Raw genomic sequence first — 16,535 nt, 5'->3', positions numbered from 1 at the left:
CACCCAACACTCACTGAGGAGACCCGATGCCAGAGGCATACATCGTTTCAACCGCACGCTCACCGATTGGCCGTGCGCGGAAGGGTTCGCTCGCGTCGCTGCGTGGCGATGACCTCGCAGCCCGCATGGTGCAGGCAGCGCTCGACCAGGTGCCAGGGCTCGACCCCGCCCGCGTGGAAGACCTCATCCTGGGCTGCGGTCAGCCCGCAGGCGAGCAGGGCTTCAACATCGCCCGCATCGTGTCGGTGCTGCTCGGCCTCGATGGCGTCCCCGGTACCACGGTCAACCGGTACTGCTCGTCCTCCCTGCAGAGCACCCGGATGGCCTTCCACGCGATCAAGGCTGGCGAGGGCGACGTGTTCGTCTCCGCTGGTGTCGAGATGGTCAGCCGCTTCACTCAGGGAATGGCAGACGCCACCCCCGGCGTGGAGATCGAGAATCCGCTCTTCGCCGACGCCATGGCGCACTCCCTGTCCCGCGAGGGCGCTGGCGCGCCGAAGTGGACCGACCCGCGCGAATCCGGCGCACTCCCCGACCCGTACATCGCGATGGGCCAAACCGCCGAGAATGTCGCGCAGCTCCACGGGATCACGCGCGACGAGCAGGACGCATTCGCGGCCCGCTCGCAGCAGCGCGCGGAAGCAGCCATCGCTTCCGGATTCTGGGAGCGTGACATTACCCCGGTGACCCTCGCCGACGGGACTGTCGTGGCCGCCGACGACGGCCCGCGCGCTGGCGTCACGGTCGAGTCACTCGCCGGCCTCGACCCGGTATTCCGCCCCGACGGCACCGTCACCGCTGGCAACTGCTGCCCCCTCAACGACGGAGCCGCGGCGCTCGTCGTTGTCTCCGAGCGGGTCGTCAACGAGCTCGGGCTTCAGCCGCTCGCCCGCATCGTGTCGACGGGTGTCAGCGGCCTCTCCCCCGAGATCATGGGCCTCGGTCCGGTCGAGTCCTCGCAGCGTGCGCTCGCGAAGGCCGGTCTCACGATCGACGATATCGATCTCGTCGAGATCAACGAGGCGTTCGCCGCTCAGGTGATCCCCTCCGCACGCGAACTCGGCATCGACGAGGAACGCTTGAACGTCCACGGTGGCGCAATCGCGGTCGGCCACCCGTTTGGCATGACCGGCGCACGCATCACCTCAACACTCATCAACGGGCTCCAGGCAACCGGCGGTCGCTACGGCCTCGAGACCATGTGCGTCGGCGGCGGCCAGGGCATGGCGATGGTGCTCGAGCGTCTGTAACCACGCCCACGATTCTCCGTATCAATCACTCCCGAGAGGACTCAACTTATGACCCGCATTGCAATTGTTACCGGGGCGGCCCGCGGCATCGGTGCAGCCACCGCGATCCGACTGGCGAAAGACGGGCACGCCGTGGCCGTGCTCGACCTCGACGAGGCTGCGTGTGCTGACACCGTGACCGCCATCACCCAGGCAGGCGGCCGCGCGATCGCGGTCGGAGCGAACGTCGCAGACAGCGCGGCCGTCGATGCCGCGGTGGCTCGCGTTGTTGACGAGCTCGGCGCCCCGACCATCCTCGTGAACAACGCGGGGATCATTCGCGACAACATGCTCTTCAAGATGACCGAAGACGACTGGGATTCCGTACTCGGCGTACACCTGCGCGGAGCATTCCTCATGAGCCGCGCGGTGCAGAAGCACCAGGTCGAAGCCAACTGGGGTCGTATCGTGAACCTGTCGAGCACCTCGGCGCTCGGCAACCGCGGCCAGGCCAACTACTCGGCAGCGAAGGCTGGCATGCAGGGCCTCACGAAGACCCTGGCGATCGAGCTCGGCCGCTACGGTGTCACCGCGAACGCAATCGCGCCCGGCTTCATCGTCTCTGACATGACGCGCGCGACCGCGGAGCGCATGGGCCTCTCCTTCGAGGACTTTGTGAAGCACATGGCAGCGGAGGTCCCTGTCGGGAGGGCCGGCACCCCGGACGACATCGCGAACTCAGCAGCGTTCTTCTGCTCCGAGGACGCGAGCTTCGTGTCGGGCCAGGTGCTCTACGTTGCAGGAGGGCCGCGCGCATGACTATCTCAGTAGCCCACCCCAGCGCACTGCCCGAGGCAATCGGCCAGTCGGCCGTCGGCGAATGGCTGCAGGTCGATCAGGAACGCATCCAGGCCTTCGCAGATGCGACAGGCGATCACCAGTGGATCCACCTCGACGCCGAGCGTGCCGCGACTGGCCCCTTCGGCGCGACCATCGCGCACGGCTACCTCACACTCTCACTCATCCCGTTCCTCACGGGCGGCCTGCTGGCCGTTGACAACGCCGCAATGGTCGTCAACTACGGCCTCGACCGGGTTCGCTTCCTGCAGCCGGTGAAGGTCGGTTCGAAGGTGCGGGCACGGATCGAAGTGATCTCGGCGGAGGAGAGCCGCCAGGGCTGGCGCGTCGGCTCCCGCACGACGATCGAGATCGAAGGCGCCGAGCACCCTGCACTCGTGGCGGACACGATCGCGCTGTTCGTCGCCGGATAGCTCACGCCACAACGGGTGCCGCGCTCATCTGCATGAGCGCGGCACCCGTTGTGGTTCCCGAGGCCAGTACTCAGGCGAGACGAGGCACGAAACGCATCGAGTCCACGCGCTCGGCAATGAGCTCGTCGCGTGCCCAGCGCTCCTGCAAGCGGGTCAGCATCTCCGTGAGTCCGTCACGATCGAGGCCCTCAGCAATGAGCAAGTGCACCTCGGTCTCCGGCGCGGTGAGGTCACCCGCGGGATCTCCAGGAAGCAGCGCGAGTGCTTGAAGTGGCCCCTCGCCAGCGGCCGCTGAGAGGAACGCGGCGCGCACGTCCGCGTCAGCCCAGGCGGGGGCGCGGGTCTCCCCCAACGCAACCGATTCCAGCTCGGGCCGGCGCACCCCGAACTGTGTGTCGGGAGATCCTGGATCCACGATGATGAGGTCGGTGCCCTCCTGCGCCGCGGCAACCGCCGCCTGCGGCCCCGGCACCGGGATCGGGCGTGAGCCCGGGTTCCAGGCCTGCATCGCGGCGACCGAGGAAAAGACGGGCATCACGCGCCGGCCATCAGGGCTCGCGACTGTCACGATGGAAAGCTCCTGCGATTTCTCGACGATCCTGCCGTCGGGAGTCTCGCCGAGCTCACCCGCCTCAGCGAGCAGCGGAACGAGTACGCGGCACCGCGAGAGTTCGAGGAGCACGGCCTGTCGCAGCATCGACAGTGACTCAATCGTTGCGGGGTCGGCGCCCTCGGATCGGTAGCTTTCCCCGGCTGCACGCAGCGTGGCGATCGCTTCCCGCAACGCGGGAGGTGTCTCGCCGTCATCATCCGCGAACGCGGTCTCATGGTGGTCAAACGTGCGGCCCGCCCACGGGAACCCCGCCGAGTCGGCGTCGCCACCCGCGACGAGGCTCTCAGGGACACCGGTCGACCTCGGGGTGTCCCCCGTCGACGGAAGCTTCTTGATCGCCATCTCGAGCGCTGTCGCTACCTGCCGGCGACGTCGAGCGCTGCGGGCAGGGTAAATGCGCCGTCGTAGAGCGCCTTACCGATGATCGCGCCTTCGACGCCGTGCGACACCGTTTCACGGAGCGCGGCGATATCGTCGAGACTCGAGATGCCACCCGAGGCGATCACGGGGCGGTCGGTGCGTGTGCAGACCTTCTTCAGCAGCTCAACGTTCGGGCCCGCCATCATCCCGTCCTTGGTGACGTCGGTCACGACGTACCGAGGGCAGCCTGCGTCTTCGAGGCGTTCCAGCACGTCCCAGAGGTTGCCGCCGTCCTCGGTCCACCCGCGCGCTGCGAGGGTCTCACCGCGCACGTCAAGACCCACCGCGATCTGCTCGCCATAGTGGGCGATGACTGCGCGCGTCCATTCGGGGTTCTCGAGCGCCGCGGTGCCAAGGTTGACGCGGGCCGCACCCATTTCGAGTGCGGCTTCGAGGCTCTTGTCGTCGCGGATCCCGCCCGAGAACTCGATCTTCACCCGGTTTCCGGCGCGCGCAATGATCTTGCGCGCGATGCCGACATTCGAGCCGCGACCGAATGCCGCGTCGAGGTCGACGAGGTGGATCCACTCGGCGCCCTGCTCGATCCAGTCCATAGCCGCGTCGACGGGGCTACCGTAGTTGGTCTCGGTGCCGGCGGCACCCTGCGTAAGCCGTACGGCCTTGCCATCGACCATGTCGATGGCGGGCAGCAGCTGCAGTTTCGGGCTCGTGGCGAGCTCGGTCATCGGTTCTCCTTGGTGGTGGGTGTGAGTGAAGCGATCCAATTGCGCAGCAACTGAATTCCCGCCTCCCCCGATTTCTCGGGATGAAACTGTGTCGCGGTGAGCGGCCCGTTCTCGACTGCCGCTACAAACGGTTCGCCATATTCAGACCAGGTGACCTTCGGTGCGAGCGCGGGCGTGCGCCCTTCGAGGGTCCATTCTGTGGCGGCGTTGCTGTGCACGAAGTAGAAGCGTTCGTCTTCGATGCCGTTGAACAGCGCGGACCCCGCAGGCACGTTCACGGTATTCCAGCCCATGTGCGGAAGCACGGGGGCCGCAAGCTCGCGCACCGTTCCCGGCCACTCGCCGAGTCCCTCGGTAGTGACGCCACGCTCAATGCCCTCTTCGAACATCACCTGCAGGCCGACGCAGACGCCGAGCACCGGGCGGCCGCCAGCGAGTCGGCGACCGATGAGCTCGTGTCCCTGGATCGCGCGGAGCTGCGCAATCACTGCGTCGAAGGCACCGACGCCGGGCACGAACAGCCCATCGGCGTCGAGCACCTCGCTCGGATCGCGCGTGAGTGCGACGGCAGCTCCCGCGTGGGCGAGTGCCTTCACCGCCGAGTGAACGTTGCCCGAGCCGTAGTCGAGCACTGCGACGCGAGGAGCATCGCTTCCGCTCACAGTGCTCCCTTAGTGGAGGGAATGCCAGTCACGAGCGGATCCTTAGCCTTCGCGGTGCGGAACGCGCGCGCGAACGCCTTGAATTCTGCCTCGGCGATGTGGTGCGGATCGCGACCCTCAATGAGCTTCAGGTGCACCGACAGGCGAGCGTTGAGCGTCAGCGCCTCGAAGAAGTGCCGCACCATCGACCCGGTGTAGTGGCCACCAATGAGGTGGAACTCGAAGCCCGCGGGCTCACCCGAGTGCACGAGATACGGCCGGCCCGAGATATCTATGACGGCCTGCGCCAGCGCCTCATCAAGGGGCACCATGGCGTCACCGTAGCGCGAGATGCCTCGCTTGTCACCGAGCGCCTCGAGGATGGCCTGGCCGAGCAGGATCCCTGTGTCCTCCACCGTGTGGTGCACATCGATATGAACGTCACCCTCGGCACGGATCGTGAGATCAGTGAGCGAGTGACGTGCGAACGCCGTCAGCATGTGGTCGAAGAAGGGCACCCCTGTTTCGATGTCCGCCTCACCGGTTCCGTCGAGGTTCAGGCTCAGGCGAATGGTGGACTCACTTGTGGCGCGCTCAAGCGTCGCGATGCGTGCAGCTTCGGTCATGCTCTCGATCCTACCGCGCGGTGTCAGTGGCGCGCAGTCGTGCCCGCCGCCGAGCGAACAACCAGACAGCCAGAAGCACTGCTGCTGCGAGACCCAGCACGATCAGGTTCGAGACGCCCGATGTCGCGCGCATCACCCCGGCCTCAAGTTCGGCCTACTTGCTCGCGTCGAGCACCCCGCTGAAGCGTTCGGCACCGTCAGTCACGAGCATGAAGACCCCGACGGCAATGGTGATGAGTCCGCCGATGATGTTTGACCACGCGTTGCGCCACCGACCAATCACGAGTTCGCGCGGGCGCATGAGTGTGCGGATCCCCGGAATCCGGTTCCACAGCAGCGCAAGCAGAAGCAAGGGCAGGGTCATCCCGGCCGCATACAAGAGCATCGTGAGGCCGCCCATGAGCGCATTGCCACCGAACGCAGCCATCGCCAGCACCGCACCAAAGACCGGCCCGGCACAACCGCCGGCAAGCCCATAGACCGCTCCGAGCGCGTACACCGACGCAATCGAGGTCCCCTTCGCGCTCTGCTGCTTCGTGAGCGCGGGCAGCGGAATACCCAGCAGCATCACCAGGCCGAGCACAATGACGAGGACAAGCACGACGGTCATGAGCCCGCTGCGGTTGGCAGCGACCCAAGCGCCGAGCGTGCCAGCGAGAAGGCCGAGCGGCACGAGCGTCGTTGCGAGCCCCAGGAAGAATGCGCCGGTGCGCGAAAACAGGTCGCTCGGACTGTGGAACGCGTAGGCAAAGAACGCCGGAAGCACCATCACCGAGCACGGGCTCAGCAGCGCGAGTGCGCCACCGAGAAAGGCTCCCAGCAGACTGAGATCCATACGCCGCGTTACTGCTCCGCGGCGGCCACTGCCGCGTCGAGCTGCTGGCGGAACGTGTCAACGGGCTGCGCACCAGACATCACCTGGCCGCAACCGGTGGTTGCGAAGAATGGCACGCCCGTCACTCCGATCCGCTGCGCCTCCGCGGTGTCCTCGCGCACGGCGTCCTCGAACTTGCCGCTCTCGACCGCTGCCGTGAACTTCGCGATGTCAGCGACACCAGCGCTCTTCGCAAACTTCGTCAGTGCCGCGAGATCGAACTCGCCATTCGCGTTCTGCGCATCTTCGGGTGCGTGGTACACCTCGTCATAGAACTCGAAGTACTTGCCCTGCTCGCCGGCGGCACGCGATGCTGCTGCGATAAGAATCGAGTTCTCGCCACCCACGAGGGCTGCATCGTGGATCTCGAGCCGTACCTTACCGGTCTCGACGTACTCCTCAATCAGCACCGGAAGGGTATCTCGCGAGAACGAGCCGCAGTACGGGCAGCGGAAGTCAGTCCACTCGTGCAACACGACGGGAGCGTCGATGTCACCGAGTGCACGCGGGTCGTCAGCGTCGAGACGGTCGACCACCGGGCAACTGGCTGCCGTCGCGTCAGTCGTGTCACCTTCGGCGCCAGAGGAGGAGCTTGCGCCGCTGCTGTCAGGCCCTGTCGCTGCGTCCTGCAGGCTCTGCGTTCCCAGCGCTGCGACAAGCAGCAGTGAGACAGCCGCGAGAATCACGGTGGCGAGGCGCATCCGCCGGTATCTGCGTTCGAGAGTCGGGCGGTCGAGAGCTTCTATCGGCTTCGGCATGTATTTGAGCCTAACGGCTTTCCTTGAGGCCTTGGCACAGGAACACTTCGTAGACGAAACTCACGCTTCGACCACGCGCGGCTCGAGCCGACCCGTTACACGCTCCCGGCGGCCCCGAACTCCTCGATCGCCGAAATAACGGTGGAGGTCTCAGACTCGGTGCCCGCGGTGATCCGAACGTGCCCGGCAATACCGAGATCACGCACGAGAATCCCCTGCGCACGCAGCCGCTCAAACACCGCGCCAGGGTCAGCGAAGCCGCCAACCAAAAGAAAATTCGCCCCGGATTCGTGCACGGTGTACCCGCGCTCCGCGAGCGCCACACCGAGCCGGTCTCGCTGCGCGCGAATCTCGCCGACTGTCGCAAGCATGGCCTCCGAGTGCTTCACTGCCGTCACCGCTGCCGCCTGCGTGAGGCCCGACAGGTGGTAGGGCAGCCGGACGAGCCGGAGGGCGTCGACTACGGCGCTGTCCGCAGCAAGGTAGCCCAGTCGCACCCCGGCAAACGCGAACGCCTTGCTCATGGTGCGACTCACGATCAGGCGGTGCCTACCGGGAAGGAGCGAAATCGCTGACTCTGTGGCGGTGTCGAACTCCTTGTAAGCCTCGTCAACGACGAGTATGCCGTCGAATGCGTCGTAGGCGGCAATGACCGTTTCCAGGGACATCGGCGTCCCCGTCGGGTTGTTCGGAGCACAGAGCACCACGATGTCTGGCTGGTGCTCTCGAATTGCCGCGACGGCTAGCTCCGGTGTCACCCGAAAATCGGCGTCCCGTGGCACACCGATCCAACCGGTGTCGGTGCCATCGGCAAGGAGCGGATACATCGAGTAGGTCGGCGTAAAGCTCATGAGCGTGCGCCCTGGCCCGCCGAAGGCCTGGAGGATCTGCTGGAGCACCTCGTTGGATCCGTTGGCTGCCCAGACCTGCTCAGGGGTGAGGCCGTACCCGAGGTACCCGGCGAGCGCTTCACGGAGGCCCATGAACTCGCGATCAGGGTAGCGGTTCACTCCGCGGAGGGCCGCTGCCAACGCTTCCGTGGCTTCGGCGATGAACGCCTCGGGAAGCGGATGCGTGTTCTCGTTGACGTTCAGGCTCACGGGCACTGCCGCTTGCGGAGCCCCGTAGGGGGTCTTGCCGACGAGGTTGTCACGGAGGGGAAGATCGCTCAATTCAGCCACAGCTTCAGTCTACTCAGCACTTCTGTCCCCGGTAGCCACCACTCCCACGAGTGCCCTGGAACCGGACACAGGGCGCGGTCGTGTCCTGCGGGCCGCGAACAGCCAGGCTTAGAGACCCGAAGCCTGGAACGTGAGGTCGTTGCCCTCGAATCGCAGCGGCACGGCGACCGCCTCGCCGGCCCGCAACTCAGACGCCTGCATCTGGTTCAGGCGCTGAATCTCGGCAACCACATCGCGAGGATCAGCTGCGGGCTCGAGGTCTGTGGCGATACTCCAGAGCGAGTCACCCGACTGGGCGACCACGTACGGGAAGCCCTGCACGCCCTCGGCGCCGTTCGCAATCGCGCCTGGAGCCGCGAAGGATGCGGCGAAACCGAGCGCTCCAGCAATCAACACCGTCGCGAGCCCACCGAACACGAGTCGACCCCTGCGCGTCAGACGGAGCTTCACCGGAGCATGCGCCCCAGAGGCGGAAGCGACGCCAGTTTCTCCGCGTGCCGCACCAATGCGGGGGCTGAACTGGGTGACGTTTGCAGTAGCAGTCATGAGGGGTTCCTCTCTCGAGAGTGTTCGAAGCACTTTCGCTTCTTCGAACATCTCTTTCGAATATATCTTCGATAGATCGAAACCGCAAGCGCCGTATTCGAATGAATATCGCCTCTTTTCAAGCGACACTCGAACGAATGTTTGCCTCGCCTCGAACACAGGGGCTAGGGTTTCGAACAATGAGGTCACCCAATCAGGGACCTCCGACATTCACGGCAACTGGCGGATTTCCGCGGAACTTCCAGCCCCCTGCGCCACGAGCACCCCACCGAGAGGACGAGCGATGAGCGAACTGGCCGCAACACCACGGAAGCCGCTGACCGAGAAACAGCAGGCGATCCTTGAGTTCATCGCCCGATCAGTTGAGTCCCGGGGATACCCGCCGAGCATGCGAGAGATTGGCGACGCTGTCGGCCTCTCCTCACTCTCGAGCGTGACACACCAGCTCAGCAGACTGGAACTCGGGGGCTATATTCGCCGCGACCCCAACCGCCCGCGGGCACTCGAGATCCTCGTCGAGCTCGCGGTTACGAGCAGCGCCCTGGCCGACGCTCCCGCGACACAGGCGCAAGAGACCGCCTTCGTGCCGCTCGTCGGCCAGATCGCGGCCGGCGTGCCCATCACCGCCGACCAGCAGGTCGAGGAAATCGTCCCCCTCCCCCGTCAACTCGTGGGAGACGGACAGCTCTTCATGCTCAAGGTTGTCGGCGAGTCCATGATCGATGCCGCCATCTGCGACGGCGACTTCGTGGTTGTCCGCCAGCAGCGCGAGGCCGACAATGGCGACATCGTTGCAGCCATGCTTGACGGCGAGGCAACGGTCAAGGTATTCCGCCGACGCGACGGACACACCTGGCTCCTGCCACGCAACAGTGCGTTCGAGCCGATCCTTGGCGATCACGCAGAGGTGCTCGGCAAGGTCGTGGCCGTCTTCCGCTCGGTATAGCCACACAGCCGCACCCCGACCCCAAGAAGCCCCGCCTCGGACACTTTCCGAGGCGGGGCTTCTTGCCTCTCGCGCCACCATCTTGCCTTCTTGGACTGAGTCCATCTAGTATTGCCGCATGCGCTCCACCGCCGAAGTTCGCACTGTCCTCCCCTCCGCCAATCCACTCCGATCCCCGGCTGCGCCAACGTTCACCGTCCTCGGCTTTGCCCCAGACTTCGTGGACTACCAACGCGGTCTTGAGGCGCAGCAGGACGCGGCAGCGGCTCTCTCCTCCGGGGCCACACGCGGGACAGTCCTCGTCCTCGAACACGACCCTGTGTACACCGCAGGCCGCCGCTCCGAGCCACACGAGTACCCGAATGACGGGACCCCGGTTGTGCCCGTCAACCGCGGCGGCAAGGTGACCTGGCACGGTCCTGGTCAGCTCATCGCTTACCCCGTCATCAGGCTCGCCGACGGCCTGGGCGGGGTGAACCTGGTGCACGCGCTCGAGAAGGCGCTCATCGCCACGATCGCGGACCTAGGCGTTCCCAGCTATCGCATCGAGGGACGCACGGGGGTATGGACCGATCCGCCGCGCGACGCACCCCCGGGAACGCCCCCAGACAAGCTCGCGCAGATCGGCATTCACGTCAGCCGCCGGATCGTCACCCACGGCATCTCGCTGAACTGCAGTAACGACCTCGCACCGTTCGCCAGCTTCGTGCCATGTGGCATCAGCGATGGGGGCGTCACCACGCTCAGCGAGCGCGCCGGGCGGACGATCACCCCCGCCGACGCCGCACCGATACTGCAATACCACCTCGCCCCCGCACTCGAAAGGCTCTCTGCATGACCGTCAAGATTCTCCCGTCGAGCGGCACCCGCCCTGAGCCGGAGGAACGTCGCCTCCTGCGCGTGGAAGCGAAGAACGCTGAAACACCCATCGAGCGCAAGCCCGAGTGGATCAAGACGCGGGCCCGCACCGGCCCCGAGTACCAAGCGGTACAGTCGCTCGTCACGAGTGAGGGGCTCCACACCGTCTGCAAGGAGGCCGGCTGCCCGAACATCTACGAGTGCTGGGAGGATCGCGAAGCGACCTTCCTCATCGGCGGTTCCATCTGCACCCGCCGATGCGACTTCTGCATGATCACCTCAGGCAAGCCGCTCCCCCTCGACCTCGACGAGCCACGCCGCGTTGCGGAGTCCGTGCGCACCATGGGGCTCCGCTATGCCACCATCACCGGCGTGACGCGCGACGACCTCCCCGACACCGGGGCATGGCTCTACGCTGAGACCATCCGGCAGATCCACGCCCTCAACCCGGGTTCCGGGGTCGAGGTCCTCGCCGACGACCTTGGCGGCCGTTCGGAGGACCTCGCGCAGGTCTTTGAGGCCGCGCCCGAGGTCTTCGCGCACAACCTCGAGACCGTGCCGCGCATCTTCAAGCGGATCCGCCCAGGCTTCCGCTACGAACGGTCGCTGGAAGTACTCACCGAGGCCCGCGACGCCGGCATGATCACGAAGTCGAACCTCATCCTCGGCATGGGTGAGACCCGAGCTGAGATCATCGAAACGATGCGGGAGCTGCGCGACGCTGGCTGCGACATCCTCACACTCACCCAGTACCTCCGTCCGTCGAAGCTGCACCACCCGATCGACCGCTGGGTGCGGCCCGAGGAGTTCGTCGAGCTCAAAGCTGAGGCAGACGCGCTCGGGTTCGACGGGGTGCTCGCGGGCCCCCTCGTGCGGTCCTCCTACCGCGCTGGTCGTCTGTGGGCGCACACGATGGCACGCAAGGGTATCGAGGTGCCGGAGCATCTCAGGCACCTGGCTGAGCAGGCCGCGGGAGCAGAGGCTGGTGCGGACTTCCCGCAGGCCGTCGCCGCAGTCTGAGCACCCGCTGCCCGCTGCCCCTCCCTCCACAAGTTCTCCGCCCCTCCCTCCACCAGCGCCGAGAAGACATGCTTTCAGCGAGGTCATGCCTGATCCGCAGCCAAAAAGGCATGACCTCGCTGAAAATACATGACCTGAGCGCTGTGGGGCGGGTGGGGCAGGTGGGGGCAGGTCGGGGGCAGGGGCAGAGCAGCACGCCCGCGCCCACGGGCGCTACCCCAGCAGGTCGAGCTCCCCGAGCACCGCGAGCACCTGCTCGTGCCTGTTGAAGGTGTAGAGGTGGATCGACGGGGCACCGCCCGCGAGGAGCTCCCGCGCGAGCGAGATCGTGTGCTCCACCCCAAGCTCGGGCGCGTATCCGCCCGCTTCCTCCAAGGACCGTTCAAGCAGCACTGGCGCAGGCCGCCCGGCGAGCGAGGCGACCTTCCGCAGCTGCCCGCTCGTCGATACCGGCATGAGCCCGGGCAGCAGCGGCATCCTCAGCCCCGCTGTGCGGGCAGCGTCGGCGAACGACAGGTATTCCTCAGCACGGAAGAACAGCTGGGTGATCGCAAACTGCGCGCCAGCGGCCTCCTTCGCGAGTAACCAGTCAATGTCGGCCGACTGTCCCTGCGACAGCGGGTGCCCGTTCGGGTACGCAGCAACCGCGGTGCGGCCCACGCTCGTGAATGCCGGCCGCTCGGCTCGCGCCTCCGAAATGAGCTCGGTGAGTTCGAGCGCGCTCAGCGACCCCGCAACGAGCGGACTCGCCTCGTCTGAGCCGCGCGGCGGGTCTCCTCGGAGCGCGAGGAAGTCGTGAATCCCCGCGTCGAGGATGCGGTGGATCGTCTCGCGGATCACCTCCCGCGACTCGCCAACGGTCGTGAGGTGCGCGAGCGGGAGGGCGTCCGTGTGGTCGCGGAGGTAGGCGAGCAGGTCGAGCGATGCGTCGCGGTGCGAACCGTTTGCCCCGTAGGTCACGGAGATAAAGTCGGGGCCCGCGGCTGACAGGTGCTGCACCGAGTTCCCGAGGGCGAGCGCCGCCGCCCCCGACCTGGCGGGGAACACCTCGAACGAGAAGCGGGCGCGCGTTGGCGCGCTCCCGGTCAGCAGGGTGGCGTTCACGCGAGCACCTCCGACGCGAGCTGGGTCCCGCGCACGCGGGCCGCGATCTTCGCGAAGGCGACATCGCGCGCGTGGTCTGGGGAGCCGTGCCTGGGTTTCTCGTCAATGAGGTAGGGCGAGAAGCCGCAGTCATCGGTGGATCCGAGCAGCTCCGGCGGCACGAACCGTGCCGCGCGCACGAGCTGGTCGCGCACCTGTTCAGCGGTCTCAAGCTTCGGGTTCGTCGGGTTGGTCACGCCGAGTAGCACGCGCGGAGCTTCCCGGCCCGCCGCGCGCAGCGCAGCGATCTCCCGACCGATGAGCCGGGCGACCCGATCCTGGTCGGGCTCCCCCGCCGCCTGCACGAGGAAGTACCCCGCCTCAATCTGGAACAGTTCGGGCAACAGCTCCGCGTAATCGACGTCGGCGCTGTGCGCGGAATCATTGTCATTGCCCGGACACGTGTGCACGCCGACGGCCTGGCGCTCGGAGTCAGTGAGCTCGCCGAGTACCCGGTTGATGAGGTCGATGAACCCGCCGAGCGCGCGCGGGCCCGCCCAGGGTGCCGGCACGTCGCGCCGCAGCGCAAGCCGCCCCTCGGTGAAGTCGATCGAGACGCGGCTCGCGCCGGCAGCGAACGACCTCCTAATGTCCTCGACGCAGCCCGCGACCACGTCTTCGAGGAACTCCGAGCGCGTGTACCCGCCGAGCCCCTCCGCTGGCACGGTGAGCGACAGCATCGACGGCGAGATCACGGCCTGCTTGAGCGGCAGGGTCGTGTGGGCTCGGGCGAGCGTCACGTCGGACGCCGCCCACGAGCTGAACCGAAACGGTGCCGTGGCAAGCCGGGGCACGACCCGGTGGTGCCCGTCGGCGAACACCGCGAACACGGGCCCCGCCGTCACGTCTCCGCCCGCGAGCGGGTAGCTCGCGAAGCTCTGCCTGCGCTGCTCGCCGTCACTCACGATCGGCGAGCCGGTCTCCGCGAGGCGGTCGAGCGTCGCGCGCACCGCGAGATCCTGCTCGCTCGCGAGCTCCTCCTCGGAGATCGCGCCGATCTCCGCGTCGAGCACCGCACGCTGCAGCCGCCCCGGCCGCGGGAGCGACCCGACCTGCTCGGTGGGCAGCTCGCCCACCGGCCAGGCGAGGCCGCTCCCTGCGACGCCGCTCCCAGCGAGGCCGTTCCCCGCGGTGCCACTCCCCACTGCATCGGCGGACACTATGCGCCCGCGCGAACGGCCTTCGCGGCCAGCACAAGGTTCGTGAGGCTCGCGACAGTCTCGTCGTAGCCGCGCGTCTTCAGCCCGCAGTCGGGGTTCACCCAGAGCTGCTCGCCGGGAATGCGCGCGGCGGCGATGCGGATGAGCTCCGTCTGCTCGTCGACGCCCGGCACGCGGGGCGAGTGAATGTCGTAGACGCCCGGGCCGATGCCGCGCGAGTAGCCGTGATCGCCGAGGGGCGCCACGACGTCCATGCGGCTGCGCGCTGCCTCGATCGACGTCACGTCGGCGTCGAGCCCGTCGACCGCGTCGATGATCTCGCCGAACTCCGAATAACAGAGGTGCGTGTGGATCTGCACCTCGGGCGCGGCCCCACCGGTCGCGAGTCGGAACGATCCGACCGACCAATCGAGGTACTCCGCCTGGCGCTCGCGGTCGAGCGGCAGCAGCTCACGCAGCGCCGGCTCGTCGACCTGCACGATCGTGATGCCCGCGTCAACGAGGTCAGCGATCTCGTCGCGGAGCGCGAGCGCCACCTGCGAGGCGGTCTCGCCCAGCGGCTGGTCGTCGCGCACGAACGACCAGGCGAGGATCGTGACCGGGCCCGTGAGCATGCCCTTCACGGGCCGGTCGGTGAGGGACTGGGCGAACGCCGACCAGCGCACCGTCATCGGCGCGGGGCGCGAGACATCGCCCCAGAGGATCGACGGCCTCGTCGCCCGGCTCCCGTACGACTGCACCCAGCCGTGCTCGGTGACCGCGAAGCCGTCGAGCAGCTCGGCGAAGTACTGCACCATGTCGTTGCGCTCGGCCTCGCCGTGTACGAGCACGTCGAGCCCGATCTCCTCCTGCAGGCGGATCACCCGCTCGATCTCCTCGCGCAGGAAGCCTTCGTACGCTGCCTCATCAATTTCGCCCTTCACGAAGGCCGAGCGCGCCTTCCGGATCTCGCCGGTCTGCGGGAACGAGCCGATCGTCGTCGTTGCCAACTGCGGGATGTTCAGGCCACGCTGCGCGCTGCGGCGATCTGCTTCGGCAGCTCGGTTGCGGTCGGCCTCGCCCGCGGCCGTAGCCCTGTCGCGGATCGCGGGGACGTGGACGCCGGGAGCTTCGTCGCGGTCTGCGAGCACCCGGTCCACCTCGGCGAGCTCGGCCTCGATCGCGGCGGCGCCTTCGCTGAGGCCGCGGGCAAGCAGTGCGACCTGTTCGACCTTCTGGTCGGCAAACGCCAGCCACGACTTCAGCAGCGCGTCGAGCTGCTGCTCGTCGGCAACGTCGTGCGGCACGTGCTGCAGGCTGTTCGAGGTGCCGACAGCGACATCGATGCCCGCCTCGGCGAGCGCACGAAGCGTCGCGAATGCCGCCCGGAGGTCGGTGCGCCAAATGTTGCGGCCGTCGATGACGCCCGCGACGAGCTGGGTGCCGGCGAAGGCCTGCGCGAGGGAGCCGTCGGCAAGGGCAGCCGCGGGGAGCGTGCCGCGCACAAGGTCCGTCTGCACGGCTTCCACCGGGAGCGCGCCGAGCCGCACGAGCGCGCGGGACGCGTCGCCGTATGGGGCGGTGAGCAGGATCCGCGGGCGGGCGGTCCCGGCCGCGGCGGATCCGAGCACGCCGTATGCGCGCTCAACGAGGGCGAGCGTTTCGTCGCGTGAGGTGCGGAGCGAGTCGGACACGAGCGCGGGCTCGTCAAGCTGCACCCAGGTGGCGCCGGCTGCGGCGAGCGCCTCGAGCAGCTCAGCGTAGACCGCGGTGACCTCGTCAAGTCGGTCGATGGGGTCGAAGCCCGCAGGCGCGCCGTCTGCCGCCTTCGCGAGCAGCAGGTAGGTGACGGGGCCGACGAGCACGGGGCGGGATTCGATCCCCTGCGCTGCGGCCTCCGCGACCTGGGTGACGAGCTGCGCTGGGTTCGCGGCGAACGGAGTGCGCTCGTCGATCTCAGGCACGCTGTAGTGGTAGTTCGTGTCGAACCACTTGGTCATCTCGAGCGGCTGATGCTCAGCGTTACCGCGGGCGAGCGTGAAGTACGTATCGAGGTCTGAGCCGCTCGCGTCGAAGCGCTCAGGGATCGCGCCGAGCGCGAGCGTCGCGTCGAGCACCTGGTCGTAGAAGCTGAAGCTCTCGGGAACCGCGCCACCCGCCGCTGGCAGGCCGAGCTCGACGAGGCGTGCGCGGGTGGCGGCGCGCAGCTGGCTCGCGGTCTCGGTGAGCTCGGTCTCGGTGATGCGCCCCGCCCAGAACGACTCGACCGCGCGCTTGAGCTCGCGGCGGCGGCCGATCCGCGGGTAGCCGAGGATCGTGGCGTTGGGAAGTGGTGCAGCGGTCATGGTGGGCCCTCCGTCAGGTGCAGTGCGTTGCGTGAGACGGGCCGTTCAGAGTGCCCGTGTGCAGCAAAAGTACCTGGAAGGCGGGGGCTCGCGTGCCTGAGTTTCGCCCTGTTACCGCGTGCGACGAAGTGTTACACCTCTAGACCGCGACCGTGCGCCTGCGATTACCCGAAGATATGCCCGAACCCTCGGGAACGGGCATACGGTTCGTCGATCACAGAGGAACGGGCGCGATGCGG

17 protein-coding genes are annotated in these 16,535 nt (G+C 67.4%); 6 read left to right on the top strand and 11 right to left on the bottom strand.

Annotated elements, in window-relative coordinates; translation table 11 throughout:
• Positions 1 to 26 precede the first annotated feature (26 nt).
• Genes AUL38_RS02015 through AUL38_RS02005 form a run of 3 tightly spaced genes read left to right on the top strand, consistent with a single transcriptional unit; the run spans position 27 to position 2,500 of the window.
• The gene (locus AUL38_RS02015) at positions 27 to 1,250 is read left to right on the top strand and encodes an acetyl-CoA C-acetyltransferase (protein ID WP_059058811.1); all 1,224 of its coding nucleotides are present in this window, start codon (positions 27 to 29) and stop codon (positions 1,248 to 1,250) included.
• A 48-nt stretch (positions 1,251 to 1,298) separates the two neighbouring features.
• The gene (locus AUL38_RS02010) at positions 1,299 to 2,048 is read left to right on the top strand and encodes an SDR family oxidoreductase (protein WP_059058810.1); all 750 of its coding nucleotides are present in this window, start codon (positions 1,299 to 1,301) and stop codon (positions 2,046 to 2,048) included.
• Entirely contained in the window at positions 2,045 to 2,500 is a 456-nt protein-coding gene (locus tag AUL38_RS02005; protein ID WP_059058809.1) for a MaoC family dehydratase, read from the top strand. The genes AUL38_RS02010 and AUL38_RS02005 overlap by 4 nt, the downstream gene beginning before the upstream one ends.
• Before the next feature lie 70 nt (positions 2,501 to 2,570).
• On the opposite strand, the gene AUL38_RS02000 is transcribed toward AUL38_RS02005, so the two are convergent.
• The 8 genes from AUL38_RS02000 to AUL38_RS01965 form a co-directional block, all read right to left on the bottom strand.
• Positions 2,571 to 3,455 (bottom strand): SseB family protein, encoded by an 885-nt coding sequence (locus AUL38_RS02000; RefSeq protein WP_059058808.1) that lies wholly within the window; start codon positions 3,453 to 3,455, stop codon positions 2,571 to 2,573.
• A 14-nt stretch (positions 3,456 to 3,469) separates the two neighbouring features.
• Positions 3,470 to 4,219, bottom strand: a complete 750-nt coding sequence (gene priA / locus AUL38_RS01995; RefSeq protein WP_059058806.1) for a bifunctional 1-(5-phosphoribosyl)-5-((5-phosphoribosylamino)methylideneamino)imidazole-4-carboxamide isomerase/phosphoribosylanthranilate isomerase PriA — start codon at positions 4,217 to 4,219, stop codon at positions 3,470 to 3,472.
• Positions 4,216 to 4,881: an imidazole glycerol phosphate synthase subunit HisH gene (gene hisH / locus AUL38_RS01990; RefSeq protein ID WP_059058804.1), complete on the bottom strand. Its 666-nt coding sequence runs from the start codon at positions 4,879 to 4,881 to the stop codon at positions 4,216 to 4,218. The genes priA and hisH overlap by 4 nt, the downstream gene beginning before the upstream one ends.
• Positions 4,878 to 5,486 carry an imidazoleglycerol-phosphate dehydratase HisB gene (gene hisB, locus AUL38_RS01985; RefSeq protein ID WP_059058782.1) on the bottom strand — a complete coding sequence of 203 codons (609 nt, stop codon included), beginning with the start codon at positions 5,484 to 5,486 and terminating at the stop codon, positions 4,878 to 4,880. The genes hisH and hisB overlap by 4 nt, the downstream gene beginning before the upstream one ends.
• A 154-nt stretch (positions 5,487 to 5,640) precedes the next feature.
• Complete coding sequence (locus AUL38_RS01980; protein WP_153006431.1) at positions 5,641 to 6,321, bottom strand: cytochrome c biogenesis CcdA family protein; 681 nt, start codon at positions 6,319 to 6,321, stop codon at positions 5,641 to 5,643.
• A gap of 8 nt (positions 6,322 to 6,329) precedes the next feature.
• Positions 6,330 to 7,118 (bottom strand): thioredoxin domain-containing protein, encoded by a 789-nt coding sequence (locus tag AUL38_RS01975; protein WP_059058779.1) that lies wholly within the window; start codon positions 7,116 to 7,118, stop codon positions 6,330 to 6,332.
• A 95-nt stretch (positions 7,119 to 7,213) separates the two neighbouring features.
• A complete protein-coding gene (locus AUL38_RS01970; protein WP_059058777.1) occupies positions 7,214 to 8,299 on the bottom strand; it encodes a histidinol-phosphate transaminase in 1,086 nt (361 codons plus the stop codon).
• Positions 8,300 to 8,407: 108 nt separating this feature from the next.
• Entirely contained in the window at positions 8,408 to 8,845 is a 438-nt protein-coding gene (locus AUL38_RS01965; RefSeq protein WP_235590561.1) for a LysM peptidoglycan-binding domain-containing protein, read from the bottom strand.
• A gap of 283 nt (positions 8,846 to 9,128) precedes the next feature.
• On the opposite strand from AUL38_RS01965, the gene lexA reads away from it, so the two are divergent.
• The 3 genes from lexA (at position 9,129) to lipA (ending at position 11,669) form a co-directional block, all read left to right on the top strand.
• Complete coding sequence (gene lexA, locus AUL38_RS01960; RefSeq protein ID WP_059058775.1) at positions 9,129 to 9,791, top strand: transcriptional repressor LexA; 663 nt, start codon at positions 9,129 to 9,131, stop codon at positions 9,789 to 9,791.
• A 118-nt stretch (positions 9,792 to 9,909) separates the two neighbouring features.
• Positions 9,910 to 10,629 carry a lipoyl(octanoyl) transferase LipB gene (gene lipB / locus AUL38_RS01955; RefSeq protein ID WP_083506517.1) on the top strand — a complete coding sequence of 240 codons (720 nt, stop codon included), beginning with the start codon at positions 9,910 to 9,912 and terminating at the stop codon, positions 10,627 to 10,629.
• The gene (gene lipA, locus AUL38_RS01950; RefSeq protein WP_059058774.1) at positions 10,626 to 11,669 is read left to right on the top strand and encodes a lipoyl synthase; all 1,044 of its coding nucleotides are present in this window, start codon (positions 10,626 to 10,628) and stop codon (positions 11,667 to 11,669) included. Before lipB ends, lipA begins: the two co-directional genes overlap by 4 nt.
• 213 nt (positions 11,670 to 11,882) lie before the next feature.
• On the opposite strand, the gene AUL38_RS01945 is transcribed toward lipA, so the two are convergent.
• Genes AUL38_RS01945 through metE form a run of 3 tightly spaced genes read right to left on the bottom strand, consistent with a single transcriptional unit; the run spans position 11,883 to position 16,296 of the window.
• Complete coding sequence (locus tag AUL38_RS01945; protein WP_059058771.1) at positions 11,883 to 12,773, bottom strand: methylenetetrahydrofolate reductase; 891 nt, start codon at positions 12,771 to 12,773, stop codon at positions 11,883 to 11,885.
• The gene (locus AUL38_RS01940; RefSeq protein ID WP_235590560.1) at positions 12,770 to 13,972 is read right to left on the bottom strand and encodes a hypothetical protein; all 1,203 of its coding nucleotides are present in this window, start codon (positions 13,970 to 13,972) and stop codon (positions 12,770 to 12,772) included. Before AUL38_RS01940 ends, AUL38_RS01945 begins: the two co-directional genes overlap by 4 nt.
• Positions 13,972 to 16,296 (bottom strand): 5-methyltetrahydropteroyltriglutamate--homocysteine S-methyltransferase, encoded by a 2,325-nt coding sequence (gene metE, locus AUL38_RS01935; RefSeq protein WP_059058769.1) that lies wholly within the window; start codon positions 16,294 to 16,296, stop codon positions 13,972 to 13,974. Before metE ends, AUL38_RS01940 begins: the two co-directional genes overlap by 1 nt.
• Positions 16,297 to 16,535 lie beyond the last annotated feature (239 nt).

The sequence above is a fragment of the Leucobacter sp. G161 genome (genome assembly GCF_001482305.1).
In the GTDB taxonomy this organism is placed as follows: Bacteria; Actinomycetota; Actinomycetes; order Actinomycetales; family Microbacteriaceae; genus Leucobacter.
This window is presented reverse-complemented; position numbering and strand designations above follow the sequence as displayed.